Origin of the sequence: Methylobacterium sp. Leaf87, assembly GCF_001422775.1 — a bacterium.
Classification (GTDB): Bacteria; Pseudomonadota; Alphaproteobacteria; order Rhizobiales; family Beijerinckiaceae; genus Methylobacterium.
In genome coordinates this window covers 80,591-106,918 of record NZ_LMMI01000056.1, presented here as the reverse complement: position 1 = coordinate 106,918, position 26,328 = coordinate 80,591, and the positions used below count along the sequence as shown (strand labels likewise).

Below are 26,328 nucleotides of genomic sequence, written 5' to 3'. Positions count from 1 at the left end.
TTCCGAACCGAGGTGACGTGCGATGAGGGCTCCCTCCGAAATCCGGCTCGTTCTCATGGGCGACCAGTCGCTGCTCGTGCAGTGCGGCGCGATCGCGCTCCACCGCGGGTACCGCGTGATGGCGGTGGTCACGGGGAGCGATGCGGTCGCGCGCTGGGCCGAGGGCGTCGGGTTGAGCGTCGTCGGCGCCGAGGGCGAGGTCGCGGCCTCGCTGGCCGAGTTCGACTACGACTGGTTCCTCTCCATCGCGAACCTGCGCATCGTGCCCCGCAGCGTCTGGGGCAGAGCCCTGGAGGGAGCGGCGAACTTCCACGACGGTCCGCTACCGCACTACGCCGGCGTCAACACACCGGCCTGGGCGATCCTGAACGGCGAGACGGCGCACGCGATCACTTGGCACGCCATGACCGACACGATCGATGCGGGCGGTATCTACGTCGCGCGCCACTTCGACATCGCCCCGGACGAGACCGGTTTCACCCTCAACAGCCGCTGCTTCGAGGCCGGGATCGAAGCTTTCGGCGAATTGCTCGACGGGATCGAGGCGGGCGGGCTCGTACCCCGGCCGCAGGATGCGGGCGCCCTCACGATGTACCGCCGGCATCGGCGCCCGGCCGCCGCCGGTCTGCTCCGGTTCGACCGGTCCGGCGCCGATCTCGCCAGGTTCGCCCGCGCCCTCGATTTCGGGCCCGGATACGCCAATCCCCTGGTGACTCCGAAGATCCGCATCGGCGCGGACGCCTACGCGGTCGCCTCCGTGGCGCCCACCGGCGCATTGACGCTGTCGCCCCCCGGGACGGTGCTGGGCGTCGATTCGGACGGGCTCACGGTGGCGGCCCTGGACCAGGCCATTCGGATCGAGGGGTTGACCGATGGGGACGGCGCACCCGTGAATCCAGACACACGGTGTGCCGTCGGCGATACCCTGGGGGTGCCGGATGCCGACGAACTCGAACGCCTCGCCGCCATGACGGAAGCGGCGGCCCGCAACGAGGCCTGGACGCGGGCACGCCTCGCTAGTCTGGCACCGCTGGCACTGCCGGAGATCCGGCCCCCGGGGACGGGCGCGGCGGTCATGCGGAGCCTGCCGCTCGCGCTGCCGCCGGAGCTGTCGGGCGTCCGTGCCATCGCGGCGCTCGCCGCCTATCTCGCCCGCGTCTCCGGAGAGCCCCGCTTCGACGTCGCCTACGCGGACGCGACGGTGGGGGCGGCCGGGCGCACCGATCCGGGGCTGTTCGCCGCCGTCCAGCCGATGCGGATCGAGGCCGAGGGCGTGTCCGGGGCGGCCCTGGAACGTGCGGTCGCGGCCGAGATCGCCTCCCTGCGGGCGCATGCCACCGCTTTCGCCGACCTGCCACGGCGTACCCCGGGGCTCTCCCCCTCGCGCTACGGGATCGGCCTCGTCGAGGCCACAGCCCCCGCGCCGGAGCACGCGCTCCCGGATTGTCCGCTCACCCTGGTGGCGGGCACGGGGGAGGCCTTGATCGTCTACGATGCCGGTCGCCTGCCGGCGGCGGAGGCCGAGGCCCTGGCCGAGCGCCTCGAGACATTGGCGGCCGCCTACGCGGCCGAACCCGATCGTCCGGTGGAGGACCTTCCGCTGATCTCGGAGGCGTTGCGCGAGCGGATGCTGTTCGACTGGAACAGCACCGGGACGGCGTACGACGAGACCGCCTGCCTCCACACGCTGATCGAGCGCCAGGTCGATCGCACGCCCGATGCCACCGCCCTCGTGTGCGGTACGCAGACCTTGCGCTACCGCGACCTCGACGGGCGCGCCAACCGGGTCGCCCACGCGCTTCGGGCCCATGGCGTCGGGCCGGACCGGCCCGTCGGGCTCTACGTCGCCCGGGGGCTCGACCTCGTGGTCGGGGCGCTGGCGATCCAGAAGGCCGGCGGCGCCTACGTGCCCCTCGACCCCGACTACCCGCGCGAGCGCCTCGCCCTGATGATCGCGGATAGCGGCCTGTCCGTCGTCCTCACACAGGAGACCCTCGCCGGTCTGGTGCCGGGCACGCCCGGGACGGTTCTGTCCATCGAGGACGCCGACGCGACGGATCTCCCGGAAACTCGCCCCGAATCCGGCGTCACGGCGGCGCACGCCGCCTATGTCATCTACACCTCGGGTTCGACGGGGCGTCCGAAGGGCGTGGTGATCGAGCATCGCAACGTCGCGAATTTCTTCACCGGCATGGATGCGCGGATCGCACACGACGAGGCGGAGCCGACTTGGCTCGCTGTGACGAGCCTGTCCTTCGACATCTCGGTGCTGGAGTTGTTCTGGACCCTCGCGCGCGGCTTCAAGGTCGTCGTCGCCGCGGCCCCGACCGGTGCGGCACGGGCGCGAACTGCCGGTCCGATGGCCTTCAGCCTGTTCCACTGGGGCCAATCGGACCGGTCCGACGCGCAGATGTATCATCTGCTCCTGGAGAGCGCGCGCTTTGCCGACGCCCACGGCTTCACGGCGGTCTGGACCCCCGAGCGCCACTTCCACGATTTCGGTGCGCCCTACCCGAACCCGGCGGTGACCGGTGCGGCGGTGGCGGCGGTGACGCGGCGGGTCGAGATCCGGGGCGGCAGCTGCGTCCTGCCCCTGCATCATCCGGCCCGCGTCGCCGAGGAATGGGCGGTGGTGGACAACCTCAGCGGGGGACGTGCCGGCATCGCCTTCGCGTCCGGCTGGATGCCCGAGGATTTCGTGCTGCGGCCCGAGAATGCGCCGCCGCGCAACAAGGAGGCCCTCCTGCGCGATGTCGAGACCGTGCGGCGCCTGTGGCGCGGCGAGGCCGTGCCGTTCGAGGCGCCCGGCGGAGGAACGGTCGACGTGGTGACGCAGCCGCGCCCGGTCCGGAGAGAATTGCCGGTCTGGATCACCACCGCCGGCAACCCCGAGAGCTTTCGCGAGGCCGGACGCCTCGGCGCCAACCTGCTGACCCATCTGCTCGGGCAGTCCATCGACGAACTGGCCGAGAAGATCGCCCTCTATCGCGGCGCCCTGGTCGAGGCCGGCCACGACCCGGCCGCCCACACCGTCACGCTGATGCTCCACACGTTCCTCGGTGAGGACCGGGACGCCGTGCGGGCGCTGACGCGGGAACCGATGCGGGACTACCTGCGCAGTGCCGCGGCCCTCATCAAGCAGTACGCCTGGGCATTCCCGGCCTTCAAACGCCCGACCGGCATCACCCAGCCGATGGCCATAGACCTGCGGGCCGTCGCCCCGGAGGAGATGGACGCGATCCTCGATTTCGCCTTCGAACGCTACTTCGAGGACAGCGGCCTGTTCGGAACCGAGGCCGACGCCCTGGCGCGGGTGGCGCAGATCAAGGACGTCGGCGTCGACGAGATCGCCTGCCTCATCGATTTCGGCCTCCCGACCGCGACCGTGCTCGACGGCCTCCGCCCGCTCGCCGCCGTGGTGGCCGCCTGCAACGTCCCTTCCACGGCAACGAGCGAGCCCGAAGGGCTCGGCACACAGATCCGGCGGAACCGGGTCACGCACCTGCAATGCACGCCGTCCATGGCCGGCATGATGCTGATGGCGCCCGAGGACCGGGCGGCGCTGGCGGGCTTGTCCCACCTCTACGTCGGCGGCGAGGCGCTGTCCGGGGATCTGCTCGCCGATCTGCGGGCGGCGGGCATTGCCGAGATCACCAACATGTACGGCCCGACCGAGACGACGATCTGGTCCGCGACGCAGGAGGCCGTGGCCTGCGCCGGGACGGTGCCCCTCGGCCGCCCCATCGCCAACACGCGGCTCTACGTCCTCGACGCGCGGATGCGGCCCATGCCACCCCGCTGCCCGGGCGAACTCTACATCGGGGGCGCCGGGGTCGCGCGGGGCTACCTCGATCGCCCGGACCTCACGGCCGAGCGCTTCCTCGACGATCCCTTCGTGTCGGGCGGACGCCTCTACCGGACCGGCGATCTGGCGCAGTTCGAGGCGGACGGCACCCTGCATTTCCTCGGACGCCTCGACCATCAGGTGAAGCTGCGCGGCCACCGGATCGAACTCGGGGAGATCGAGGCGGCCCTGCGGGCCTGTCCGGGGGTGCGTGAGGCGGTCGTCACCGTGCGGGAGGACAGGCCGGGCGATCAGCGCCTCGTCGGCTACCTCGTCCCGGACGGGCCGGCCCCGGCGGCGGAGACGTTGCACACAGCGCTCGGCCGCACCCTGCCGGAGATCATGGTCCCGACCCATTTCGTCGCCCTCGACCGCCTTCCGCTGACGCCCAACGCCAAGATCGACCGCAAGGCGCTGCCGGCGCCCGTCGCGGCGATGGTGGCGCCCGCGGTCGCGGAGGCCGGCGAGCCGGGCAACGCCCTCGAAGTCGCGATCGCCGAGATCTTCCGCCGGGTGCTCGGCCTGGAGCGGGTCGGTCCGGGCGACAGCTTCTTCGCCCTGGGCGGTCACTCGCTCCTCGCGGTTCAGGCCCATCGCGACCTGAAGGCCGGCCTCGCGCCCCGTCTCGCCATCACCGACCTGTTCCGCTTCCCCACGGCACGGGCGCTGGCCCGCCACCTCGCCGACGGCGCCGCCGCCGGAGCGGCGCTGGCGAGCGTCTCCGACCGTGCCGCCCAGCGGCGCAACGCGCTCCGGGCCCGCGCGGGTTCGGTGCGCGATACGGCATCCGGCTGAAGCGGCCGGACGCCGTATCGCCGAGCCGGCGGAGCGTCCCAAATCACCGGGGCGTCTCAGGTCGGCGGCGTTCCCGAGCGAAGGGGGCACGCCGGGTTCCGACGACACCCGCGATGCCCATCGACGGCACGCGGACCGGCCATCACGGGGCCGGCTTCACGGCGAGCGATTCGCCGGGGGCCGGCCCTACGCCGTCCCGGAGATCCCGGCTGGAAGTCACCGTGCGACCGCCCCGCGCCGGGCCCTCAGTCCAAGGGGGTAGTCCAGGCCCCATTGGACGGATCCCTGTCCCACGGGTGATCCGTCCTTTGCGCTCCGATCCTCGAATGGCCGAGTCCGGGCCCGATCTTGGCCGCAGCTATGATCCTCCGGCGACCGGCAGCGATGGGTTGGCCATGTTCCCCTCAAGCATCACCTCGTCCGTCAATCACCTGCGCGCCGCCCTGTGCCTCGGGCTGTGCGTCATCGGATCGACCCCGCTTCGGGCCACCGATGCCGTGCAGTACCGGCTCGGCGCCCAGGACCGCCTGCGCATCCACGTCTACGAATGGCCGGCCCTCACCGGCGAATTCACCGTCGGCGCGGACGGGCTGATCTCGCTGCCGCTCATCGGCGACGTGCCGGTCTCCGGCCTCCAGCCGGCCGACCTCGCCCAGGAGATCTCGACGCGCCTCAGGACGCGGGCCGGCCTGTCGGAACCGCCGAACACCGCCGTCGGGGTGGCGCAGTACCGCCCCTACTACATCATCGGAAGCGTCGAGCGCTCGGGCGAGTACGCCTATCGGCCGGGCATGCTGGTGCTCAACGCCGTCAGCATCGCCGGGGGGGCCTACCGCCGGCCGGACGCAATGACCTTCTCGGTGGTCCAGGAGCGGCTGAAGACCGAGGGCGAGCTGCCGATCCTCGCCCAGAAGAGCCGGGAACTCGCCGCCCGCGAGACGCGGCTCAAGGCCGAGATCGCCTGGCTCGAGAAACCGGCCGCCATCGGTGGGGCGGAGGCCGCGCCTGAGACCGCGCCGGGCCTTTCCGGCAGCGAACAGTCGATGCTGCGCGCTCAGCGCGGGCACCAGCAGAGCGAATTGCGGGCCCTGCAGCAGTCCATCACCCTGCATCAAGACGAGATCGTCTCCCTCAAGGGACAGCGCGAGGCGACGGAGAAGCTCCGGCAGTCGGTCCTGCGCGAGCTTGCCGAAGTGCGTGATCTCATCGTCCGCGGCCTGACCGCGACGTCGCGCGTCCTGCCGCTGGAGCGCACCCTGGCCCAGATCGAGCGCGAGCAGAAGGAGTTCGACACCCTGGCCCTGCGGGCCCGCCAGAACATCAACACCGCCGAGCGGACCCTCGCCACCGTTCGCTCCGAGCGTACGGTGGCCGCCCTGCGCGACCTTCTGGAAACCCAGACGCAGATCACCGAGACCAACGGCCGGATCGCCTCGGCGGAGCGCATCGTGCGCGAAAGCCTCGCTCAGGCCGGCGAAAGCACCTTGAGCGCTCGGGGCGAGCCCACCGTGCACTTCACGTTCTCGGTCGTGCGGGTCGAGGATGGCGAGACCCGGGAGTTCGAGGCGTTCGAGACGACGCCCGTGCTGCCCGGGGACATCCTCAAGGTGCAGCTGCAGCGCCGCGAGGGATCGACGCCCGCCATGGCTCAGACCCGCCCCCCGGTCCCGCGCGTCGCCGAGGAGGCGCGGGCGAAGCGCACCGCCGACGTGGTGCGCTGAAACCGCCGAGGGAGAGCCGGGCGCCGGACGCTCCGCGGCAGGTATTCATACGGGCAACCCGGGGCGAAACGGCCCCGACGCCCCCGACGAAACCCGCTTCAATCGAAGGCCGAGAACGATGCTGCACGTCAAGGGAAGTCCCGCCAGCCTCGTGGGCAACCCGCTCTTCCTCGGGGGGGAGGGCGAAACGATCGACTGGCGCTGGATGATGAGCGCGGTCCACCGCCGGCTCGGTCTCATCGTCAAGCTGGCGCTGGTCTGCGCGGCGCTGGCGGCGGTCTACGTCGTCATGCGACCGGTGATCTACAAGTCGCACACCCAACTCCTGCTGACGAACCTGAAGCTGACCTTCAGCCGGGACGACGCGCTCTTCGCCGAATCGCTGCCCGATCCGTCCTTCCTCGAGACTCAGATGCAGATCGTGCGCTCCGAGAGGATCGCCCTTGCGGTGGTCGATCGTCTGCGGCTCGCCGAGGGCAGCACGGAGATGCCCGGTCTCGTCGAGCGGCTCCGTGAAGGCGCCGCGAGCTGGGTCTCCGGGCTCATCCCCGAAGAACCGGACGGTGCGGCACGCAGCCCCCTCGACGGCGCATTGCGCGGCATCGCGGAGGCGCTCCAGCCCACCGCGGCGGAGGGACCCCGCAACCCGGGGGAGATGCGTCGCGCTGCCATGCGACGGCTGCAGCAGGATTACAGCGTCGAACGGGTCGGCATGAGCAACATCGTGATGATCGTCGCCACCGCCCCGGATCCCGAAGAGGCGGCGCGGATCGCCAACGAGATCGCTCGAGCGTATGTCGACGATCAGGTCGCCGCGCGGATCGAGGCGGCGCAATCGGCGAGCATCTGGCTGCGCGAGCGTCTGCGCGATGTCGGGCCGAAGACGCGCATCATCGCCCAGGGCGCCCCTCCCACCGACAAGAGCAACCCGCGCGGTCTCCTGATCGTCGCGCTCGCGGCCTTGGCCGGATGCGCCTTCGGGGTCACCTACGCCCTGCTGCGGCAGATGCTCGACCGCACCGTGCAGAGCCCCGAGCAGATCGTGCGGGCCACCGGGGCCGAATGTCTCGGCATCGTGCCGCGGCTGCACCGTGTCGCGCGGTTGCGCAGCTGGCGCGAGCGCCTGCGCCGCAAGGGCCCGTTGCTGCGGCAGCTTCCGCTCAGCGGCTACGCCGCGAAGCATCCGTTCTCGGCCTTCGCCCAGACCATGAGCCACGCCAAGGTCGCCATCGACGCGGGCCTCGCTGGCCGGGCTCCGCGCTGGATCGGTGTGACTTCGACCTTCCCGGGGGAGGGCGCCTCCACGGTGGCCGCCAACCTCGCGCACGTCATCGCGGCGTGCGGCGAGCGGGTGCTGCTCATCGACTGCAACGCCACGGATTCCGGGCTCACGAAGCGGCTGCTGCGCCAGTCGCAGGACGGCCTGATCGAATGCCTCGCCGTCGGCAAGGCGCGGCCCGCCGACCTCGTGCAGACCGACCCCGCGGACGGGCTCCACTTCCTGCCCATCGGCCACGCCACGTCCCACTGCAGCGCGCCGATCTGGACCGAGGCGATGCACACCCTGCTCAAGGGGACGAAGAAGGACTACGATTACGTCATCTGCGACCTCGCCCCCCTCGCGTCCGGCGCCGAGGTGCGAGCGGCGGTACAGTATCTCGGCGGCGTCATCCTGGTCGCGGGCTGGGGACAGGTCGAGGCGGAGCATCTGGGTATCGGCGTCGCGCAAGCCGGCCTGCTTCGGGACAAGCTGCTGGGTACCGTCCTCAATCGGGTAAACGTCGCCGCACTCCGCCGTGCGGGCTCCCCGGCCGCCGCCTTCCTGTACCGCGCGAGCGGCCGGGCCGGTGCTCGCGCCTGATCGGTGCATTGGATCGGACCGGCGGACCCGGTCTCATTTCCCCGGTGCTTCCGGGGCAGCGGGTTGCCGTCCATGCCGGGCGGTCAGGCGGATGCCCAGCGGTCAGGCGGATGCGGGGGCTCGGCCTGCCTGATGGGCGATGTCGCTCAGACCGGCACACGCTTCCTGACGATGCCGTCCGCGTCCCGGACGACGAGGAACCAGCCCCGGCCGGCCCCCTCCAATTCACCGGAGGCGCGCATTTCCTCGACGCCAGAAACGACCTGTTCGAGTGCGCACGCAAGATCGGCCGCCAGAACGCCCTCCTCGTCGCGGATCGCCTCACGCTTGTTCTCAAGGTCGAAGTGAAAGCGAGACTGCAATTCAACCTCCCATGGATGCAGGCTGCATCTCGACAACGGGAAGAATACCTTCGTATCCGGAGAAGGCTCCCGTACCAAATCCGACCGATACTCATCAGATCATATAAATTAATTTACTGTCTGATATTGATCAGGCCGATATCATTGCAATATACTTCCGAGGCATGCACTTTGGAGGTACGGACCGGTATCACGGTCTCATCCCGATCGACGTGCGTCGGTAGGCCCACCCTGCACGATCCACGCGCAAGCTGCACCGGAGAACGCGCATCGAGATCGCGATGCACATCGGATCTCGTCGTTCCCCAAGGCGAGCCGCAGGCGGTTCGGCCCGAGTATGGACATCGATCCTGTCGCCCCGGAGGCGAGACTTATACGAGCCAGGCCAGTGCCTTCTACCCTGGAGAAGGGGCTCGAGTGCGCGATCTATTTGCGGAGATCCAGTGCCGTCGAGCGGCACAGGCGACGCGCCATGGCATCTAGGGCTGATTGTCGTTCGATTTCCCGCTCCGCGACAGTCGCTTCAAAATCTTGCGGAGATGCGCGCGCACCGCTTCCCGCTCATCGGCGATGGGGTCCGGTGTGGAACTGCCATTGTCATGAACGAGGGCCCACATCGGCTCAGACCTCCCTTGAAATCTGTCGTCGGGATTAGAACACCCAGGATATCCGTACGTCCAAAAGCAGACACCAAATGCAGCGATGTTTCGCCGTAAGACGGACACTATCATCTCGCAACGGAGAATTTAAGTCTCAAGGTGAGCGAATCCCAAGCCCGCCGCCGGATGCGGCATGTTTCGGGTGCGGATGATTACTGACTTCGTCTCTGCATGCGGGCGATCGGCTGTTCAGCCCACGGTGACGCCGGCCACTGGGGCGCGGCGAAACCGGATGAGGCCCGCCGTCGACGGTGCCTCGGCGAAGCGTTGGGCGAACGTGGAGGCGATACGGCAGATGAGGACCGCCAGGGTGGCCCCCAGCCGTAGCGGTCGCTCGCGCCCACCGCCACGAGGGCGGCGAAGGCGAGATCGAGTATGAGATTGTGGAGCAGGCAGAGAGCGTAGGAGCCGTCGCCGAGGGGCGGCAGGCGGTGCACGATGCGCGGCAGGCGCCCGTCGGGATGCCGGGGAAACCCAGCAACGCCCTACACAGGAAGCCGGCGATCGCGACGGGTGGAAGCGGGGGCGGCAGTGGACGACCGTTGCGTCATCAGTATCGCCGTCGACTGCCGCCCCCAGGAACTCGAACTGAAGCGTATGGGTCGGCCCCGCGAAGGACGATCCTTTTTCCCGATGATGAGAAACCGACAGAAGACATGGCTCCTACGAATGGGTTTGTCGTCCGCGGCTGGAGAAATGCGATAGGCACCATTTCATCGAAAGCACGGCCGAGACTGCATTCGGTGATTCCATCCCAAGGCATTCGACCAGACGAACACCAGGACAAGGACGCGAATACGCCAAAAGGGGTAATGAGTTAGCTTGACAAATCCGTTAAGATTTCACTAACATCTCTCATCGCCGATGGCGTGTCGGACCGTGGAGATGGGTACGAGCGTCAAGGCTCGGGCAAAAACTAAAAATTGTTAGAAAATAGTATTGGTATCTAGATTTATATTAAAGAGGGGCTTTATCATGAGCAATATTGATATTGTGCGTGCCGGCCTCTCGTCCGGACAAAATTTCAAGTTCGAAAGTCACTTGAATCGTCATCATACGCTCCCCTCGGAGAATGACCTGACGGCGGCCGGCGTGGTTCTGGCCAACGCGATCGGCAACACGATCATTCTGATCGATCGCCGTCCTCTGGTCGGACAGTGCCTCCTCGCCTCGCTTCGCACTACCGACAAGATCTCGACCTTCGAACTGTATCCAAGTCTCGACCAATGGAAGAGCGAGGTCTCGCGTCTGGCTGCCTGCCTCGTGGTGTTCTGCCTGCCTGGACACCAGGCGGCGGACGCGGACCTCGCCGCCATCAGCCACGACCTGGCCGAGCTCGGCGCCTGGAACGAGACGATCCCGACCATGGTGATGTCGGACAGCGAGAGCCCCGAAACCATCGTCAAGATTCTTCAGTTGGGCGTGAAGGGCTATATCCCGACGACCAGCTCCCTCGACGTTGCCGTGCAGGCCCTGCATCTCGTCCGTGCCGGCGGCGTCTATGTGCCCGCGGCCTGCATGCTGAACGCCCTGGCCAACGCTTCCGCGAAGCCACAACCGGTGAGGGCGGACGATGAAGCGTTTTCCCCGCGACAGATGAGCGTCGCCCGCGCCCTGCGGAAAGGCACGCCGAACAAGATCATCGCCTACGAACTCAACATGTGCGAGAGCACCGTAAAAGTTCATGTTCGCAACATCATGAAGAAGCTCAAGGCAAAGAATCGAACCGAGGTCGCCTACCTCACGAACAAATACTTTACCAACGAATAGCTGTCGGTGACGATACCCTCCGGGTGCTCGTCTCGGAGCGTTCGAGGTCGTTGCGCGGTGCAAGAACCGGCTGCGGCGACGTTCGGCGCAGACACTTCGGGGTTTGGCCGCGCACCACCTCCGTCCGCCGGCAATTTCCGCGACGGCCCGGCGGACAGCGCGCTTGACTTTGCCGCAACGCAGCAATCCGGGAACGCGCGGCGATCCCGTACGGTTTGAAATCCCAGCAGAGGGATCAAGCCCATGAAGATCGTCACCGTCGCAGACCTTATCGTCGAGACCCTCGAGCAGGCGGGCGTTGCCCGGATCTACGGCCTCGTCGGCGACAGCCTGAACGCCCTGACGGAATCCCTGCGGGCCCGCGACACCATCGAGTGGGTGCATGTGCGCCACGAGGAGGTCGCGGCTTTCGCGGCCGGAGCCGAGAGCCAGCTCACCGGCGCACTCTCCGTTTGTGCCGGCTCGTGCGGCCCGGGCAACCTGCACCTCATCAACGGCCTGTTCGATTGCCATCGCTCGCGGACGCCGGTGCTTGCCATCGCGGCCCACATCCCGTCTGCCGAGATCGGCTCCGGGTACTTCCAGGAGACCCACCCCGAAAACCTGTTCCGCGAATGCAGCCATTACTGCGAGATGGTCTCGGACCCCTCGCAACTGCCACAGGTTCTGGAGAACGCCATGCGGGCGGCCATCGGGCTGTCCGGCGTCGCCGTGGTGGTGATCCCGGGCGATGTCGCACTGAAGGACGCGCCGGAGCGGGACATCGCGCCGAATGCCGGCCTGATTCCGAGAAAGCCGATGGTGCGCCCCGCCACCCGGGAACTCGACGCCTTGGCCGACCTCCTCAACGGTTCGCGCCGCGTCACACTCCTGTGCGGTCGGGGCTGCGCCGGAGCGCATGCCGAGTTGCTGCAGCTCGCCGAGACCCTGAAGAGTCCCATCGTCCACGCGCTCGGCGGCAAGGAGTTCGTCGAGTACGACAACCCCTACGATGTCGGCATGACGGGCCTCATCGGCTTCTCGTCGGGCTACGCCGCCATCATGGGCTGCGATACCCTGCTGATGCTCGGCACCGACTTTCCCTACCGGCAGTTCTACCCGACGGATGCGAAGATCGCCCAGGTGGATCTCCGCCCCGAACAGCTCGGCCGCCGGTGCAAGCTCGATCTCGGCCTCGTCGGCGACGTGAAGGACACGATCGCGGCCCTGATGCCGAAGCTCGCCCCGAAGGACGACCGCAAGCACCTCGACGCGGCGCTCAAGCACTACGCCAAGGCCCGCGAGGACCTGGACGACCTCGCCACCGGCGCCCCGAAGAAGGGCTGGTTCGGACTGAAGGCCGGAACGAACCACATCCACCCGCAATACCTCACCAAGCTCCTGAGCGAAGCGGCCGCCGAGGACGCGGTCTTCACCGCCGATGTCGGCACGCCGACGATCTGGGCGGCGCGCTACCTCAAGATGAACGGCAAGCGCCGCCTGCTGGGCTCGTGGGTCCACGGCTCCATGGCCAACGCCATGGCGCAGGGCATCGGTGCGCAGGCGGCGCAGCCGGGGCGGCAGGTGGTCTCGCTCTCGGGCGACGGCGGCTTCACCATGCTGATGGGCGACCTGCTGACGCTGCGACAGGAGAAGCTCCCCCTGAAGGTGGTGGTGTTCAACAACGGCACGCTGGGCTTCGTCGAGATGGAGATGAAGGCTGCCGGTTACATCGAGACCGGGGTCGCCCTCGACAATCCGGACTTTGCCGCCATGGCCCGGGGTGCGGGCATCCATGCCGTGCGGGTCGAGGACCCGGCCGAACTGGAGGGCGCGGTGCGGGAGGTGCTGGCCCATGACGGCCCTGCGCTCCTCGATGTGGTGGTGGCCCGCCAGGAGCTGTCGATGCCGCCCAAGATCGACGGTCAGCAGGTCAAGGGGTTCAGCCTCTACGTCATGCGTGCGGTCATGAGCGGGCGCGGCGATTCCGTCCTCGACCTCGCCAAGACGAACTTGCTTCGCTAGAACCGGAACCATCGTTTCGAATGTTTCCAGGGTGGGCGGCGCTCCGGCGCCGCCCACGAAATGAAGAAAAACGCCATGCGCATCGGACTGTTCGTGCCGTGCTACGTCGATGCCTTCGAGCCGGAGGTGGGCATCGCCACCCTCGAACTGCTCGAACGCTTCGGCCTCGACGTCCATTACCCGTTCGACCAGACCTGTTGTGGGCAGCCGATGACCAACACCGGCTGCCATGCCGAGGCGGCCGCCACCGAAGCCTTGTTCGTGAAGAACTTCACCGGGTTCGACTACGTCGTCACGCCGTCGGGCTCGTGCGCGCATCAGGTCCGCGAGCACCTGACCGCCATCCCGCAGACGGACGACGTGAAGGATGTCCGGGCAAAGACCTTCGAACTGGTGGAATTCCTGCACGACATCCTGAAGGTCGAGGAATTCCCCTGGGCCTCCTTCCCGCACAAGGTCGGCTACCACTCGAACTGCAACGCCCTGCGGGGCATCCACCACGCCCGGCCGTCCGAGCTGAACAAGCCCTACTACTCCAAGCCCCTCGACCTCCTCAGCAAGGTCAAGGGCATCGAGATCGTCACGCCCGCCCGCCCCGACGAGTGCTGCGGCTTCGGCGGCACCTTCTCGGTGTTCGAGCCCGCCGTCTCGGCCAAGATGGGCTACGACAAGGTGACCGACCACGCCCAGGCCGGCGCCGCCTACGTGGTCTCGGCCGATTCCTCCTGCATGATGCACCAGAAGGGCTGCGCCGCCCGGCTCGGCACGCCCCTGAAGTTCATCCACATCGCCCGCATCCTCAACGGAGCCGCCGCATGAGCATCGAGGATCAGGGCCTGCGCGAGACGGCTCCCGAGAGCGACCACGGCCAGGACGGCCGGCGCCTCCAGCACGCGGAAGCCGCGACGAAGCCTGTGGCGGTGAAGGCGCCCCGCGAACCGCAGCCGCGCGGCGCGAAGATCCGCGGCGACCGGCCCATCGACCAGGCCGAGGCCGCCGAGCGCTTTCTGGCCGCCCCCCTGCACCAGAAGGCGCACGACGCCCGCCTGTGGGACCTGCGCGGCAAGCGCGATGTCGCGGCCTTCGGCATTCCAGAATGGGAGGAGCTTCGCGAACTCGCCTCCCAGATCAAGACCCACACCCTGTCGAACCTCGACCGATACCTCGAGGAGTTCGAGGCGAACGCCCGGGCCAACGGTGTTCACGTCCACTGGGCGGCGGACGGGGCCGACCACAACCGCATCGTCCACGGCATTCTCAAGGATCACGGCGCGAAGACGCTGATCAAGTCGAAATCCATGCTCACGGAGGAGTGCGGCTTTCGCCATTACATGGCCGGCACCGGCATCGAAGTGATCGAGACCGATCTCGGCGAGCGCATCCAGCAACTCGACAACGAGGAGCCGAGCCACGTCGTCGTGCCGGCGGTACACAAGACCCGGTTCGACGTGGCGGAAGTCTTCGCCCGGACCATGGGCACCGACCCGGAGAACGACGACGCCCACTACCTGGCCGAGAGCCAGCGCATGCACACGCGCCCCCTCATCCTGGAGGCGGATGCGGGGATGACCGGCTGCAACTTCGCCATTGCGGAAACCGGCACCGTCGTCACCTGCACCAACGAGGGCAATGCCGACCTCTCGGGCAACGTGCCCAAGCTTCAGATCCACTCCATCGGCATCGAGAAGCTGATCCCGCGCATCGAGCATCTCGGCGTGTTCATCCGCCTGCTGTCGCGCTCGGCGCTGGGCTCGCCGATCACCCAGTACACTTCGCATTTCAGGGGGCCGCGTGAAGGCACCGAAATGCACATGGTGCTGGTCGACAACGGCCGTTCCGAGCGCCTCGGGATGGAGGAGTTCTGGACCTCGCTCAAATGCATCCGCTGCGGCGCCTGCATGAACACCTGTCCGGTCTACCGGCGCTCGGGCGGCCTGTCCTACGGCGCCACCTATTCGGGACCCATCGGGCTCATCATCGACCCGACCTTCAACAAGCGCAAGTATTCGACCCTGCCGTTCTCCTCGACCATGAACGGCTCCTGCACCAACGTCTGCCCGGTGAAGATCAACATTCACGAGCAGATCTTCGCGTGGCGCAAGGTCCTGGCCGAGGAGCACCAGATTCCTTTGCTAAAGCAGGGAATGATGAAGGCGGCGGGTCAGGTGTTGAGCCGGCCGGCCGCCTACCGCGCCGCCATCGGGGCGGCCGATTCCGCCCTCAGGGCCCTGCCGCGCTTCGCCGTCTACAACCCGCTCAACACCTGGGGGAAGGGCCGCGAGATGCCCGAGACCCCGCGCCAGAGCTTCCATAGCTGGTACAAGCAGAACCGGATGACCAAGCAGGACGGCGCCAAATGAGCGCCCGTGACGACACCCTGGCCCGCATCCGGAAGAACCGCCCGGCGGGCGACCATCCCCTGCCGGAGGTGCCGGTGTTTCCCCCCCTCGTGGGCGACGACCACGTGGCGGAGTTCGGCGAGCGCCTGAAGCGCATGGGCGGCCGCATCGCCGCCCCGGTCCCAGGCGCCGATCCGTTCGCCGCCGTGCGCGAGCGTCTCGACACGGCGGCCGTCATCGCCTCCGCCGTGCCGGAGATCACGGGAAACCGTGATCTCGGAGCGGTCGCCCGCCCGCAGGACCTCGCCGACGTCGATGTCGCCATCGTGCGCGCGGTGTTCGGTGTCGCCGAGACCGGCTCGGTGCTGTTCACCCAGGACGAGTTGCAGGTGAACGCCGTGGCCTACCTCGCCCAGCACCTCGTGGTGTTGCTCGATCCGGCCGATATCCTGGTCAACATCCAGGCGGCCTATCGCCGGCCCGATTTCGGCCGCGCCGCCTACGCCGTGCTCCATACCGGCCCTTCGGCCACCGCCGATATCGAGGGTGTGCTGATCCATGGGGCGCAGGGCGTGCGCTCCCTCACGGTGATCCTGCTGCCCCGGGCCTGAGCGATCCGCGCATGGCGCGCGGGAAGGGCAGCGGTGGCTCGATCGCGGAGCTTTTCCGTCCGAACGGGCGTAAACCTTGCACCCGTGCGGGCACAAAGGCTTGCACCCGTGCGGGCACAAAGGAAGGAGCTTCCATGCGCTACACCCTCGGCTGCAGCCTGTCGTACAACATCCTCTCGGACACGACCTTCATCTTCAACCTGGAAGTCGCCAAGCTGCGGAGCCTGGAGATCCTCAGTGAATCCCTGGTGCTGACCCCCAATCTCAAGCGCGACATCTACACGACGCCCGATCTCCTGAACCGCTATCTCGGCGTCAACGTGCCGATGGGGCAGTTCGCGCTGGAATACAACGCCGAGGTCGAACTCACCGTCCACCGGGCCGACCCGGCCACCATCAACGAGACGCCGATCGGCCAACTGCCCCTCGACATCCTGCCCTTCCTGCTGCCGAGCCGCTTCGTCTCGTCGGACCGCCTGACACCCTTCGCCCAGGCCGAGTTCGGCGCCCTGCCCAAGGGCCATGCCCGCGTGAACCAGATCTGCAACTGGATCCACGACCACCTGACCTACCAGCCCGGCACCAGCGACGGCGAGACCACCGCCGACGAGAGCCTGCTGAAGCGCGCCGGCGTCTGCCGCGACTTCGCACATATCGGCACGGCGTTCTGCCGGGCGCTCGGCATCCCCGCCCGCTTCGTGAGCTGCTACGCCCACGGCCTCGTGCCGAGCGACTTCCACGCGGTTTTCGAGGCCTATCTCGACGGGCGCTGGTGGCTGTTCGACGCGACGCGACAGGCCGACCTCGACGGTCTCGTCCGCATCGGCGTCGGCCGGGATGCCGCCGAGATCGCATTCTCGACGCCCTACGGCAACATGCAGCCCATCAACCAGCAGATCCGCATCGTCCGCTCGGACGGTCTGGGCAGCCCGCCCCAGCGAACGGTGGACGCCATCTCGACGGAGGTGCCGGCGCCGCATGCGGGTGCCGCCTGACGTTCATCGGAGCGCCGACGCGGCTGGTCGCCCCGCCGGAGCGTGACCGAGCCACAGATTCAGTACCGGCCGGAATCCCGATCGCGCCGGGGACGCTCGTAGGCATCCGAGCCGCGCCGGTCGTAGCCGTCCGAACGGCGCTCGGAATCGCCCCGACCGCGGACGCGATCATCACGGTCGTCGTCGCGCTCGTCCCGGCGATTGTCGCGGCGGCCACGCCAGTCGTCATCGCGAAGATCCCGTCGCCGGGGCTCCTCGCGACGGCCGGAGGCGGCCAGCGGCGCGTACCAGCACATCTTGCTGAGGCCCGGAGCCGGATCGCCGAAGGTCGAGACGGCGCACAGGATCGAGCCGCCCTGCGGGAAGGGGCGCCCGTTCGTGCGGCCGGTGACGCCGAAATAGACGTTGGTCGCGTGGGGCATGCGGCAGACCTGCCCTTCCTGCGCGCAGGGAACGAGATCGTCGATATCGAGCTGCGCCCGGGCCGGAACCGAACCGAGGAGGGCCGCCCCGAGGTGGGCACCGAGGAAGACGGCAAGTCCAGAACGCACGATCTCGATCCTCTCCGATGGTGCCGACCGCCGACATGGATCGGCCGCACCTGCGCAACGCGGGCCGCACCCCGCCGCCGACGTGCCGATGTCCTATCACGTCCGCCGGCCCGCGCCAGCGATCCGCCGAGGGCCCACGCAAAGCAGCGGCACGGCCCATTTCACGGACTCTTAAAGGCCTATCGGCAAGGGTCGGCGCACGATGACGGGGGTCGGCTCGCCGCCGGTCCCAACCGAGACGAAGATCATGCGCACTGCCCTGGCCGGAGCCTCCGACGATCAGGCCGTCGCCCGATCCGTCGCGGATCCGCTCCGGTCGCCCCTGCTGCAAAGGGTGATCTTCTCTCTCCTCTTCGTGCTGCTGGTCACGAAGGCGATCGAGCTCACCTGGCCATCGCTCGGGCGGATCACGGTGCTCATCGATTTCGACGCGTTCCTGATCGCGGGCCGCCTGGTCTGGCGCGGAGAGGTCGAACAGGCGTACCATTTTACGACGCTGCTTCTGGCACAGCGCACCCTCGGGGCGCCCGATACCTTCCTGCCCTGGACCTACCCGCCCGTCTTCAACCTGGTGGTGGCGCCCTTCGCGCTCCTCCCCCGTGGACTGGCCTACCTGCTGTTCACGGGCGGCACCCTGGCGGCCTATCTGATGGTCCTGCGGCGTCTGGCCCCACAGCATCTCGGCGCGCTCCTCGCCCTCGTGTTTCCCGCCTTGATCGTCACCATCGCCTGCGGCCAGAACGGGTTCCTGAGCGGCAGCCTCATCGGCCTGGCCTGCCTCTATCTCGCGCGCCACGACCCGCGCGCCGGGCTGCCCCTGGGCCTGATGGCGATCAAGCCGCATCTCGCCGTCGGCTTCGCGCTCCAGGCCGCGATGACCCGCGACTGGCGCACGGCACTCATCGCCGCGGGCGTGGCGGGCGCATCGGCCGCGCTCGCCACCCTGGTGCTCGGCCCGTCCGTCTGGAGGGCGTTCCTCGGTGGTGTCGCCGAGGCGGGGGCCTTCCTGGAACAGGGGCTCTATCCCCTGTTCCGGATGATCTCGGCCTATGCCGTCGTGCGGACCCTCGGCGCGTCCGCCGCGGTGGCCATGGCGGTTCAGGCCTGCGTCGCATTCCTCGCCCTCGGTCTGGTGGCCCTCGCCATCCGCCGCCGGATGCCGACCCGCCAGGTGATCGGGCTCACTGCCGTCGCGAGCCTTCTGGTGAGCCCCTACGCCTACGATTACGATCTTCCGATCCTCGGTGTCGGCTTGGCGCTCCTCGCCCCCGATCTCATGGCGCGCACGACGGCGCGCGAACGGATGGCCGTCTTCACCCTCGCCTGGATCGCCTCCGGATGGGGCTTGGCCATGACGGGTGCGTTGCGTGTCTGGTACGGCGAAGAAGGCCTCGCCCTCGGGGCGATGCCCCTGTCTCTGGCCGGTGTTGGACTGGTGGGACTGGTGGGACTGATCTGGCGGGTACTCCAGCGCCCGCCCGCACAGGCCGTACCGGAGATGTTGTGAGACCGGCGCTGCGGTTCACGCGGCCCGGGAACCGCAGCGGTCGGATATGCCGAGCCTTCGCGCGTGAGGCGTGCCGTCTTCGCTGTAGAGCGCTTCGACGATGCGAAGGCCGGTTGCTCGGAAGGCGCGTGACCCACATCCCCGATCCGGCTCGAAACGAGCGGGCAGAAGCCTAGAACGCCGAGATACCGCGTGCGCGCCGAAGGCCCCCGGACGAGGGCGTGCTCTGCGGCTCGTTCACGGGCGGGGTAGGGGTAAGCACCGGCGCCTCCACCGGGGCGGCCGGCGTCGGCACCTTGCCGACACGCTCGATCCGCACGCCGACGTAATCACCCCGGCGCCAGGCCAGACGGACGAGGCAGAGGAAATCGCGGCCGATGATCCGCAGCATGAAGACATCCGGCAACGCCAAACTCGCCGGAACGCCGATCTTCGCACCCGATTTCGATACGTCCTTCACGGTGCACGGAACCTCTGTGCCGTCGCGAAACCGAATCGTCGCGATCCAGTTCGTTTCGCTGCGCACTTCGCGCCGCGCCAATTCCGTCGCGCTCTCGGCACTCGCTGTCACGCGCATCGTCCTTCGCTGAACTCCTCACCAAGCACAGTGAGCGGGAGAGATTTACGAAGCGATACCGTACAAACGCCTCGCGATCACAGACCCGTGATCGCAAACAAGTTCGATGGAATTCCACCCCCAGCTGCAGTCGCGAGTCTAGTTCGGACGGGGCGCTCCGGGAGAAATCGGTCCAGGGGTCGAAGCCTGCTTCTCTGGATTCTTGATCTGACTATAGGCGACATTCGAAAAACTTCCGATGACTGCATGCCAGCCGGTTTTCCGGTAGGCCGGATCGTCACGGCTCGCCTTGCAGAAGGCCGTGGTGACCGCGTTGACGATGTCGTCGTCCTTGGCTCCCGGGGCCGCCGCCTTGATGCGGGGCAAGAGAGCGTCGAGACGCGGAATGAAGTCGGCCGGCGTCAGGCCTTTCAGAGCTTCGTCAGCCCCGGCTTCGTCGAGGGCCTTGGCGACCTCGGGCTGTGCGACCTCCGCGCATGGCGCGCTTCCGGCCAGCATGGTCTGCGTCTTCTCCCGCGCCGCGGCCACCACGCCGCGTTCGGTGATGACGGGGGCGCTGTTGCCCCAGGCATTGCGGATGTAATCGGTGACGTCGGCCACCTCCGCATCGGTCATGCCGGCGCCGATGGCGGGCATCGGGGCGTAATCGTTCTGGGCGGCGAGGCCGCCCAGGATGACGCGGATCACCGTCTCGGGCCCTTGTGCCTGAACCGAAGTGTTGCCGGCAAGAGCCGGAATCGCGCCCTCGACGCCTTTGCCGTCCGGTTTATGACACGAGGAACAGTAGCTCAGGTAAGTCCCGGCGCCCGGCGCTCCGGCCGCGTTGAAAGCCTGGAGATCCTTGGTCTTGTAGGTTTCCTTGGCCTTCTGTGTGCGCAGATACGCGACCATCGCCTTGAGGTCGGCATCGGTCATCTTGGACAGGGATTCCTGGATCGTCTGGCGCATGGGGCCAGCGGCGACGCCGGGGCGGTCACCCGGAGCGGTTCCGGTCTTGAGATAGGTCACCACCTGCTCATCGGTCCAGGCGCCGATGCCCGTGTGGTCGTCGGGCGTGATGTTGGGCGCATACCAGCCGTCGATGACGCCACCGCCGAGCTTGCCCGCCAAGCCGCTGTTGCCGACGATCTTGTTGGCGTTGTGACACATGCCACAATGGCCCAACCCTTCCACGAGGTAGCCGCCCCGGTTCACTTCGGCGGACGATTCAGGGTCGGGCTTGAACTCCCCCGGCGTGAAGAACGCCGTGCGCCACGTGATCAGAGCCGTGCGGATGTTGAACGGAAACGGGATCTCGGAAGGCTTGCGGACCTCGCGCACGGCTTCGAGGGACTGGAGGTAGGCGAAGATTGCGTCGGCATCCTCCCGGGTGACCTTCGTGTACCAGGCGAAGGGGAACGCCGGGTAGAGATACGATCCGTCCTTGGTGATGCCGTCGTGGAAGGCGCGGTAGAACTCGTCGGCACTCCAATTGCCGAGCCCCGTCTCCTTGTCGGGTGTCAGGTTGGGCGTGCGGATCTTGCCGATGGGCGTATCGAGGACATAGTTGCCGGCAAACGGCTTGCCGCCGGGAGCGGTATGACAAGCGACGCAATCGCCCGCGGTGGTGAGATACTCGCCGCGCTTGATCAACGCGGCCTGGGCGTCCTGGGCAACTGCCGGCTCGATCGCGGAGCACAGGAGAAAGCCTGGGGCGAGGCCGAGGGCGACGAGGCGATGCATCACACCTGTTCTCCACACGATCGAAAAACTGGAACTATATTAACTCATGGCTCGGGAACGCGACGGTTTTCGGCATTGTTCCGCCAGCCGATCCGGGTGCGTTGCCGCAGGCGGCGCACGCTTTGGTGGCAGTTCGCAGACGCAGTCCGAGCTCCGTCGCGTGCGCCAGGAACGAGAGGAACAAGCACGCGGCAGTCGTCCACCACGGGCCGCCCGTCAGCGCCGTCCGGACGGCGAGCATCAGGGCCGCGCCCGAGGCGAGGTTGAACAGGAGGGGGCGCAGGGCGAGCCGGCGCCCCCATGCCACGAGGACGAGGGCTTCGCAGGCGACGAGGACGAGGATGGCGTCGACGACGTGCCCGGAAGCGAACAGCCAAGCCATCGCCTCACGCCGCCCCGAACGGGCCGTTGAGGCGCACGATGGCGCGGTTGAGCACGGCCGCGATGCCGACCCAGGCGAGGTAGGGCAGGAGGAGCACAGCCCCGAGGGTGGAGACCCGCAATGTCACGAGGATCAGGGCGAGGATCGACAGCCACAGCAGCACCACCTCGGCGAGCGCCCAGTCGGGCCGGCGCATCCGGAAGAAGATCGCGCTCCAGGCGATGTTCAGGACGGCATTGACCGCGTAGGCGACCAGGAGCGCGCTGCGCCGCTCCGGGCTCGCATCGGCGTTCCAGGCCAGGACGGCCGAGATCGCCGCGAGGGTGAAGATCGTGGTCCAGATCGGCCCGAACGCCCAATCCGGCGGTTTCCAGTCCGGGCGGCGCAGGCTTTGGTACCAGGGACCGATGGTGGTGAGCACGCCGCCGGCCACCGCGACCACGAGGGCGATGCCCGCCGCCACGGCGATCGGCGTCCAGTTCCACTGGCCGGATTCCATCACGGTGAAACCCACCGGAACAGATGGGCGAGGTCCTTGAAGAAGATCCGCACGTGGGCGACGGGCTTGGCGCGGACCAGCTCCTTGTTCATGTAGGAATCCCAGGTCAGCTGCTGGACGTCCTTGTCGCGGCAGATGGCGACGAAGCGCTCGCGCAGGGAATCGTTGCGATACCAGACGCCCTGCATGATGCGCAGGATGAAGAAGATGCGGCCATGCAGGCGCATGAACCGCTTACGGGCCAGGGCCAGGGCCGAGGCCTTGCCGGTGACGAGGAAACGCTCGGCGGCCTCCGCCGCCAGCCGCCCGCCGAGCATCGCGTAGTAGATGCCCTCGCCCGAGGCCGGGGCGACGATGCCCGCGGCATCCCCCGTCAGCAGCACGTCGCGACCATTGTCCCATTTGCGCAGGGGCTTGAGGGGCAGCGGGGCTCCCTCGCGGCGCACGGTCTGCCCGGCATCGAGACCCGTGGATGCCCGCAATTCGCGGATGGCGCCGCGCAGGGAGAACCCCTTGCGGGCGCTGCCCGTACCGATGCTGATGGTATCGCCGTGGGGAAAGACCCAGGCGTAGAAGTCGGGCGAGAGCTTCCCCTGATAATAGACGTCGCAGCGCGTCGCCTCGACGTCGCCGCCCTCGGGCGGCAGGCGGACGATCTCGTGATAGGCGAAGACCTGTTTCATGGCGGCGTGACCGGGGATCTCGGCCCGCCCCACCGTGGAACTCGCCCCGTCCGCCCCGATCACGAGGCGGGCTCGCACCCGGCGCGGCGCGTTGCCTTGCCGGTAATGGACCGTCGCCAGCCCTTCGGCATCGCGGTCGATCCGGTCGAACGTTGCCGCGCGCAGGTCCGCCCCGGCGAGGACGGCGCGATTGCGCAGCCAGGGATCGAAATGCTCGCGATCGACCATGCCGACGAAGCCGTCGCCGATCGGCATGTCCACCCGCTGGTCCTTCGGCGAGATCATCCGGGCGGAGCGGACCTTGGCCACCAGCAGATCGTCGGGGATCGCGAAGTCGCGGATCAGGCGCGGCGGGATCGCGCCGCCGCACGGCTTGATCCGGCCCGGCTTGTCGAGAAGGAGGACCCGCCGTCCCGCCCGGGCGAGATCGGTGGCGGCCGTGGCCCCGGCGGGACCGCCGCCCACCACCACCACGTCGAAGGTTTCCGGCTCGGACATGCTGAACATGGACGTCACCTCGTGGACAGGCTCGGCGCGAAGGGGGCGTGATCGGAGCGGGGCGCGCGGCGCGCGGCCGGGGTGTGGGCGACGCGTAGGGCGAGGGCTGCGCCGACGAGGAACAGTGCGGCCTCGGCCGCGAACACGCCGGCATAGGCCTGAACCGGCGGCAGGACGAGGCGGGCTGCGTCCACCGCCACGGTGCCGAGAAAGCCACCGGCACCGAAGGCGACGCCTTGCGCGGCGCCCCACACGCCCATCCGGGTGCCGCGCTCGGCCTCGCCGCCGGCTCCGGCGAGCCCCATCATCGACCCGATGGCGGCCACCGCGAAGACGCCGTTGGCGAGCCCGAGGGCGAACACGGCGGTGCGCAGCGGGAAGTCCGGGCCGACGAGACCGCCGCCCGCGATGGCGAGGAGCGCCGCCGCCGAGCCGACGCACCCGAGCGTCGTCCACACCTTGAGGGAGCCGAGGACGGGGCCGCCGATCCCCATGGTGAGCCCGGCCACCAGAAGCATGCCGGCGAGCACGCCGCCGTGCTGGAGCCCCGCGAGTTTGGTGGTCCCCCCAGGCGTCATCGCGAATACGTGGCCGGCGAAGGGTTCGAGGATGAGTTCCTGCGCGCTGTAGGCGAGCATGGCCACGAAGATGAACACCGTGAAGCGCCGCGAGGCCGGCTCGGCCCACACCTGGGCGAGCACCGCCCGGAACGGCTTCTTCGTCGTGGCGTCCCGCGTGTCGCGGGCCGCCACGACGGGCTCGACACCGCGCACGGCCAGGGCCGCGACGCTGAAGGCGATGGCCGAAACCGTGCCGGAAACGGCGACGAGGCGCGCACCGGAGAACGGATCGAGGAAATGGCCGGCGAGCGGTGCGGTGATGGCGAAGCCCGCGATCATCATCACCCAGACGACGGTGGCGGCCGCCCCCCGGCGCCGGTCCTCGACCCCGGTGGCGAGGAGAACGAGAAGCGAGGTGCCGGCCGCGCCCGCCCCCATGCCGACGGTGAGGAAGGACAGCACCGCGAGGGCGAGACCGGCCGTCTGATGCGTCTCGGCGAGGGCCGTGGCCACGGCGGCGCCGAATCCGCCGAGTGCCAGGGCGGCCATGCCGCCGACGATCCATGGGGTACGACGGCCGTGCACATCGGAACCGTAGCCCCAGCGCGGCCGGAGAATCTGGACGGCGTAGTGGAGGGCGACGAGGCCGCCGGGGACGATGGCCGGCAGGGCGAGTTCCACCACCATCACGCGGTTGATGGTCGAGGTCATCAGGACGACCACCGAACCGAGCGCAGTCTGGACCAAGCCCAGGCGAACGATCTGCCACCAACTGAATGCGAACGGTGCCATCCACCGGCCTCCCTGGCGCCATCGGCACTTCGGCCGAGGCCGACACCACCCGGGAACGCTAGTGACCGACACCGATCGGTGTCAAGTTTGATTTACACACTCCGCATCACGATTCCGGTGCCGGAGCGCTCACGCCTCGTCGGTGGTATCCGGTCCGTCGAGGTCCCCGATCCCGTAGCGGCGCAGCTTGGCGTAGAGACCCTGCCGGCTGAGGCCGAGCATCTCCGCCGCGGAGGCGCGATTGTCGCGTGTGATGCGCAGGGCCGCTTCGATGCACAGACGCTCGATGAGATCGGTGGATTCCCGCACGAGGTTCTTCATCGAGACCCGCCCGACGAGTTCGGTCATCTGCTCGACGGAGCGCGGCAGTTCGCGGCCACCGGACGCCACCGGCGTCGTGCGTCGCGGGGCGCTGCGAATGGTGAAACCGAGGCAGGGCTGCGCACCACCCGGGACCGAGACGGCGGCCACCTCGACATCCTCCACGGCCCCGTACTCGCCGCGAAAGCTCGTCGCATAGTGCCGGACGGAACCGTGTTGGACCAGCGTCGCGAACAGGGCGGCGGCCTCGGTCTCCTCGCGCCCGAGCCAGCGGTCGAGGGGCTCGCCCCGCACCTGCTCCTCCGTGGCGAGCTGCGCCAGATCGAGGAATGCCGGATTGGCCGCGAGGATCCGCCGCGCCGGATCCGTGACCACGAACCCCTCGGGCAGGTTGTGGAGAACGTCGAGGGTGCCGGCGCTGGAGCGGCTCAGTCCGGCCTCGGAGGCATGATTCGCGTCGGGCGTGAGACGCAGGAGGACGCTCGTCGCACTCTCCTGCCGGAACAGGGAAGCGGAGAGCCGCACGGCGCCGCGCGCATTGCCCAGACGGGCATCGAGATCGCCCGCCTGGCCCGTGACCCGCAGGCCGGCGAACAGCGATTCGAGGTCGCGGGTGCTGGTCGCGTCGAACAAGTCCACGGCATCGTGGCCGACGATGCGCTTGTCGGCCTTGCCGAGCAGGCGTGCGGCGGCCGGATTGACCTCGGTGACCCGACGGGTCGACGCGTCGACCACCAGAACCGGCTCGGCACCGAGCTGGAACAGCAGTCGGTAGCGCGTCTCGGCTCCGCGCATGCGCAGGTAGTCGCGTTCGAGGGCCTGCTGGGTCTCGGCCAGGGTGCGCTGGAGCGAGGCCATCGCCCGCAGGTTCCGCCCGATGACGATGACCGGGCCGTCGCTCTTCAGGCGCATGGCGGCGTAGCGCACGGGCAGATCGATGCCCTTGGCCGACATGTGATTGACCTGCCGCCAGCGGGTCACGGAACCCGGTTGCGCATCCTTCAGCAAGGCGGCGATCTTGGGCCGACTCTCGATGGTGACGGTATCGGCCCAGCGCTGGCCGAGCCAGGTCTCGCAGCCCTCGCCCACGAGATCGCTACTGCCGAAGGCCGCGTCGCAGATCACGCCTTCACCGTCGACGACGAGGGACAGATCCGTCGCGGCCGCGACGAGGAGCCCGGCGGCTTGAGCGTCGAGGGGGCCGAGGGTTTTGTGAAGCGCCGCGAACGCGTCGCTCGCGGCTGGAAGCGCCAGGCTATTCAAGGTGCACCACGT

Annotated in this window: 19 protein-coding genes; 10 read left to right on the top strand and 9 right to left on the bottom strand. The window is 68.5% G+C overall.

Annotation, left to right across the window (positions count from 1 at the left end; all coding sequences use genetic code 11):
- Positions 1 to 22: 22 nt before the first annotated feature.
- The 3 genes from ASF22_RS19470 (at position 23) to ASF22_RS19460 (ending at position 8,221) form a co-directional block, all read left to right on the top strand.
- Positions 23 to 4,639: a MupA/Atu3671 family FMN-dependent luciferase-like monooxygenase gene (locus ASF22_RS19470; RefSeq protein ID WP_082483858.1), complete on the top strand. Its 4,617-nt coding sequence runs from the start codon at positions 23 to 25 to the stop codon at positions 4,637 to 4,639.
- A gap of 395 nt (positions 4,640 to 5,034) precedes the next feature.
- On the top strand, positions 5,035 to 6,360 hold the full coding sequence (locus ASF22_RS19465; RefSeq protein WP_162239592.1) for a polysaccharide biosynthesis/export family protein: 1,326 nt from the start codon (positions 5,035 to 5,037) through the stop codon (positions 6,358 to 6,360).
- 118 nt (positions 6,361 to 6,478) lie between these two features.
- Positions 6,479 to 8,221 (top strand): Wzz/FepE/Etk N-terminal domain-containing protein, encoded by a 1,743-nt coding sequence (locus ASF22_RS19460; RefSeq protein ID WP_056267343.1) that lies wholly within the window; start codon positions 6,479 to 6,481, stop codon positions 8,219 to 8,221.
- Between the two features lie 146 nt (positions 8,222 to 8,367).
- Here ASF22_RS19460 and ASF22_RS19455 read toward each other — a convergent pair whose 3' ends face one another.
- Positions 8,368 to 8,583 (bottom strand): hypothetical protein, encoded by a 216-nt coding sequence (locus tag ASF22_RS19455; RefSeq protein ID WP_056167296.1) that lies wholly within the window; start codon positions 8,581 to 8,583, stop codon positions 8,368 to 8,370.
- A gap of 1,634 nt (positions 8,584 to 10,217) precedes the next feature.
- On the opposite strand from ASF22_RS19455, the gene ASF22_RS19450 reads away from it, so the two are divergent.
- The 6 genes from ASF22_RS19450 (at position 10,218) to ASF22_RS19425 (ending at position 16,961) form a co-directional block, all read left to right on the top strand.
- The gene (locus ASF22_RS19450; RefSeq protein ID WP_082483855.1) at positions 10,218 to 11,012 is read left to right on the top strand and encodes a response regulator transcription factor; all 795 of its coding nucleotides are present in this window, start codon (positions 10,218 to 10,220) and stop codon (positions 11,010 to 11,012) included.
- A gap of 243 nt (positions 11,013 to 11,255) precedes the next feature.
- Entirely contained in the window at positions 11,256 to 13,016 is a 1,761-nt protein-coding gene (gene poxB / locus ASF22_RS19445) for a ubiquinone-dependent pyruvate dehydrogenase (RefSeq protein WP_056267337.1), read from the top strand.
- Positions 13,017 to 13,091: 75 nt separating this feature from the next.
- On the top strand, positions 13,092 to 13,835 hold the full coding sequence (locus tag ASF22_RS19440; RefSeq protein WP_056167303.1) for a (Fe-S)-binding protein: 744 nt from the start codon (positions 13,092 to 13,094) through the stop codon (positions 13,833 to 13,835).
- On the top strand, positions 13,832 to 15,376 hold the full coding sequence (locus ASF22_RS19435; RefSeq protein ID WP_056267334.1) for a lactate utilization protein B: 1,545 nt from the start codon (positions 13,832 to 13,834) through the stop codon (positions 15,374 to 15,376). Before ASF22_RS19440 ends, ASF22_RS19435 begins: the two co-directional genes overlap by 4 nt.
- Positions 15,373 to 15,966, top strand: coding sequence for an LUD domain-containing protein (locus ASF22_RS19430; RefSeq protein ID WP_056267332.1), 594 nt, complete (start codon positions 15,373 to 15,375; stop codon positions 15,964 to 15,966). The genes ASF22_RS19435 and ASF22_RS19430 overlap by 4 nt, the downstream gene beginning before the upstream one ends.
- 134 nt (positions 15,967 to 16,100) lie before the next feature.
- Positions 16,101 to 16,961, top strand: a complete 861-nt coding sequence (locus ASF22_RS19425; protein WP_056167310.1) for a transglutaminase family protein — start codon at positions 16,101 to 16,103, stop codon at positions 16,959 to 16,961.
- Between the two features lie 59 nt (positions 16,962 to 17,020).
- Here ASF22_RS19425 and ASF22_RS19420 read toward each other — a convergent pair whose 3' ends face one another.
- On the bottom strand, positions 17,021 to 17,512 hold the full coding sequence (locus ASF22_RS19420; RefSeq protein ID WP_056267329.1) for a hypothetical protein: 492 nt from the start codon (positions 17,510 to 17,512) through the stop codon (positions 17,021 to 17,023).
- A 247-nt stretch (positions 17,513 to 17,759) separates the two neighbouring features.
- Here ASF22_RS19420 and ASF22_RS19415 point away from each other — a divergent pair, with 247 nt between their 5' ends.
- Complete coding sequence (locus tag ASF22_RS19415; protein ID WP_056267555.1) at positions 17,760 to 19,019, top strand: glycosyltransferase family 87 protein; 1,260 nt, start codon at positions 17,760 to 17,762, stop codon at positions 19,017 to 19,019.
- A 172-nt stretch (positions 19,020 to 19,191) separates the two neighbouring features.
- Here ASF22_RS19415 and ASF22_RS23465 read toward each other — a convergent pair whose 3' ends face one another.
- From ASF22_RS23465 to ppsR, 7 genes are all read right to left on the bottom strand, one after another.
- On the bottom strand, positions 19,192 to 19,596 hold the full coding sequence (locus ASF22_RS23465) for a PilZ domain-containing protein (RefSeq protein WP_082483854.1): 405 nt from the start codon (positions 19,594 to 19,596) through the stop codon (positions 19,192 to 19,194).
- Positions 19,597 to 19,734: 138 nt separating this feature from the next.
- Positions 19,735 to 21,318, bottom strand: a complete 1,584-nt coding sequence (locus ASF22_RS19400) for a cytochrome c (RefSeq protein WP_056267321.1) — start codon at positions 21,316 to 21,318, stop codon at positions 19,735 to 19,737.
- Positions 21,319 to 21,352: 34 nt separating this feature from the next.
- Positions 21,353 to 21,700: a hypothetical protein gene (locus ASF22_RS19395; protein ID WP_082479323.1), complete on the bottom strand. Its 348-nt coding sequence runs from the start codon at positions 21,698 to 21,700 to the stop codon at positions 21,353 to 21,355.
- A 4-nt stretch (positions 21,701 to 21,704) separates the two neighbouring features.
- Positions 21,705 to 22,199, bottom strand: a complete 495-nt coding sequence (locus tag ASF22_RS19390) for a TspO/MBR family protein (protein WP_056168846.1) — start codon at positions 22,197 to 22,199, stop codon at positions 21,705 to 21,707.
- Positions 22,199 to 23,380, bottom strand: a complete 1,182-nt coding sequence (locus ASF22_RS19385) for a geranylgeranyl diphosphate reductase (RefSeq protein ID WP_056168843.1) — start codon at positions 23,378 to 23,380, stop codon at positions 22,199 to 22,201. Before ASF22_RS19385 ends, ASF22_RS19390 begins: the two co-directional genes overlap by 1 nt.
- A gap of 14 nt (positions 23,381 to 23,394) precedes the next feature.
- On the bottom strand, positions 23,395 to 24,732 hold the full coding sequence (locus ASF22_RS19380) for a BCD family MFS transporter (protein ID WP_056267318.1): 1,338 nt from the start codon (positions 24,730 to 24,732) through the stop codon (positions 23,395 to 23,397).
- Positions 24,733 to 24,861: 129 nt separating this feature from the next.
- Positions 24,862 to 26,316, bottom strand: coding sequence for a transcriptional regulator PpsR (ppsR, locus tag ASF22_RS19375; protein WP_082483850.1), 1,455 nt, complete (start codon positions 26,314 to 26,316; stop codon positions 24,862 to 24,864).
- Positions 26,317 to 26,328 lie beyond the last annotated feature (12 nt).

What these genes read in the sequence shown, in the direction of transcription:
- ASF22_RS19450 (WP_082483855.1), top strand. Translation starts at nt 10,218, where the DNA reads ATGAGCAATATTGATATTGTGCGTGCCGGCCTCTCGTCCGGACAAAAT.
- ASF22_RS19470 (WP_082483858.1), top strand. Translation starts at nt 23, where the DNA reads ATGAGGGCTCCCTCCGAAATCCGGCTCGTTCTCATGGGCGACCAGTCG.
- ASF22_RS19440 (WP_056167303.1), top strand. Translation starts at nt 13,092, where the DNA reads ATGCGCATCGGACTGTTCGTGCCGTGCTACGTCGATGCCTTCGAGCCG.
- ASF22_RS19380 (WP_056267318.1), bottom strand. Translation starts at nt 24,732, where the DNA reads ATGGCACCGTTCGCATTCAGTTGGTGGCAGATCGTTCGCCTGGGCTTG.
- ASF22_RS19400 (WP_056267321.1), bottom strand. Translation starts at nt 21,318, where the DNA reads ATGCATCGCCTCGTCGCCCTCGGCCTCGCCCCAGGCTTTCTCCTGTGC.
- ASF22_RS19425 (WP_056167310.1), top strand. Translation starts at nt 16,101, where the DNA reads ATGCGCTACACCCTCGGCTGCAGCCTGTCGTACAACATCCTCTCGGAC.
- ASF22_RS19385 (WP_056168843.1), bottom strand. Translation starts at nt 23,380, where the DNA reads ATGTCCGAGCCGGAAACCTTCGACGTGGTGGTGGTGGGCGGCGGTCCC.
- poxB (WP_056267337.1), top strand. Translation starts at nt 11,256, where the DNA reads ATGAAGATCGTCACCGTCGCAGACCTTATCGTCGAGACCCTCGAGCAG.
- ASF22_RS19415 (WP_056267555.1), top strand. Translation starts at nt 17,760, where the DNA reads ATGCGCACTGCCCTGGCCGGAGCCTCCGACGATCAGGCCGTCGCCCGA.
- ASF22_RS19430 (WP_056267332.1), top strand. Translation starts at nt 15,373, where the DNA reads ATGAGCGCCCGTGACGACACCCTGGCCCGCATCCGGAAGAACCGCCCG.
- ASF22_RS19465 (WP_162239592.1), top strand. Translation starts at nt 5,035, where the DNA reads ATGTTCCCCTCAAGCATCACCTCGTCCGTCAATCACCTGCGCGCCGCC.
- ASF22_RS19460 (WP_056267343.1), top strand. Translation starts at nt 6,479, where the DNA reads ATGCTGCACGTCAAGGGAAGTCCCGCCAGCCTCGTGGGCAACCCGCTC.
- ASF22_RS23465 (WP_082483854.1), bottom strand. Translation starts at nt 19,596, where the DNA reads ATGCGCGTGACAGCGAGTGCCGAGAGCGCGACGGAATTGGCGCGGCGC.
- ASF22_RS19395 (WP_082479323.1), bottom strand. Translation starts at nt 21,700, where the DNA reads ATGGCTTGGCTGTTCGCTTCCGGGCACGTCGTCGACGCCATCCTCGTC.
- ASF22_RS19390 (WP_056168846.1), bottom strand. Translation starts at nt 22,199, where the DNA reads ATGGAATCCGGCCAGTGGAACTGGACGCCGATCGCCGTGGCGGCGGGC.
- ASF22_RS19435 (WP_056267334.1), top strand. Translation starts at nt 13,832, where the DNA reads ATGAGCATCGAGGATCAGGGCCTGCGCGAGACGGCTCCCGAGAGCGAC.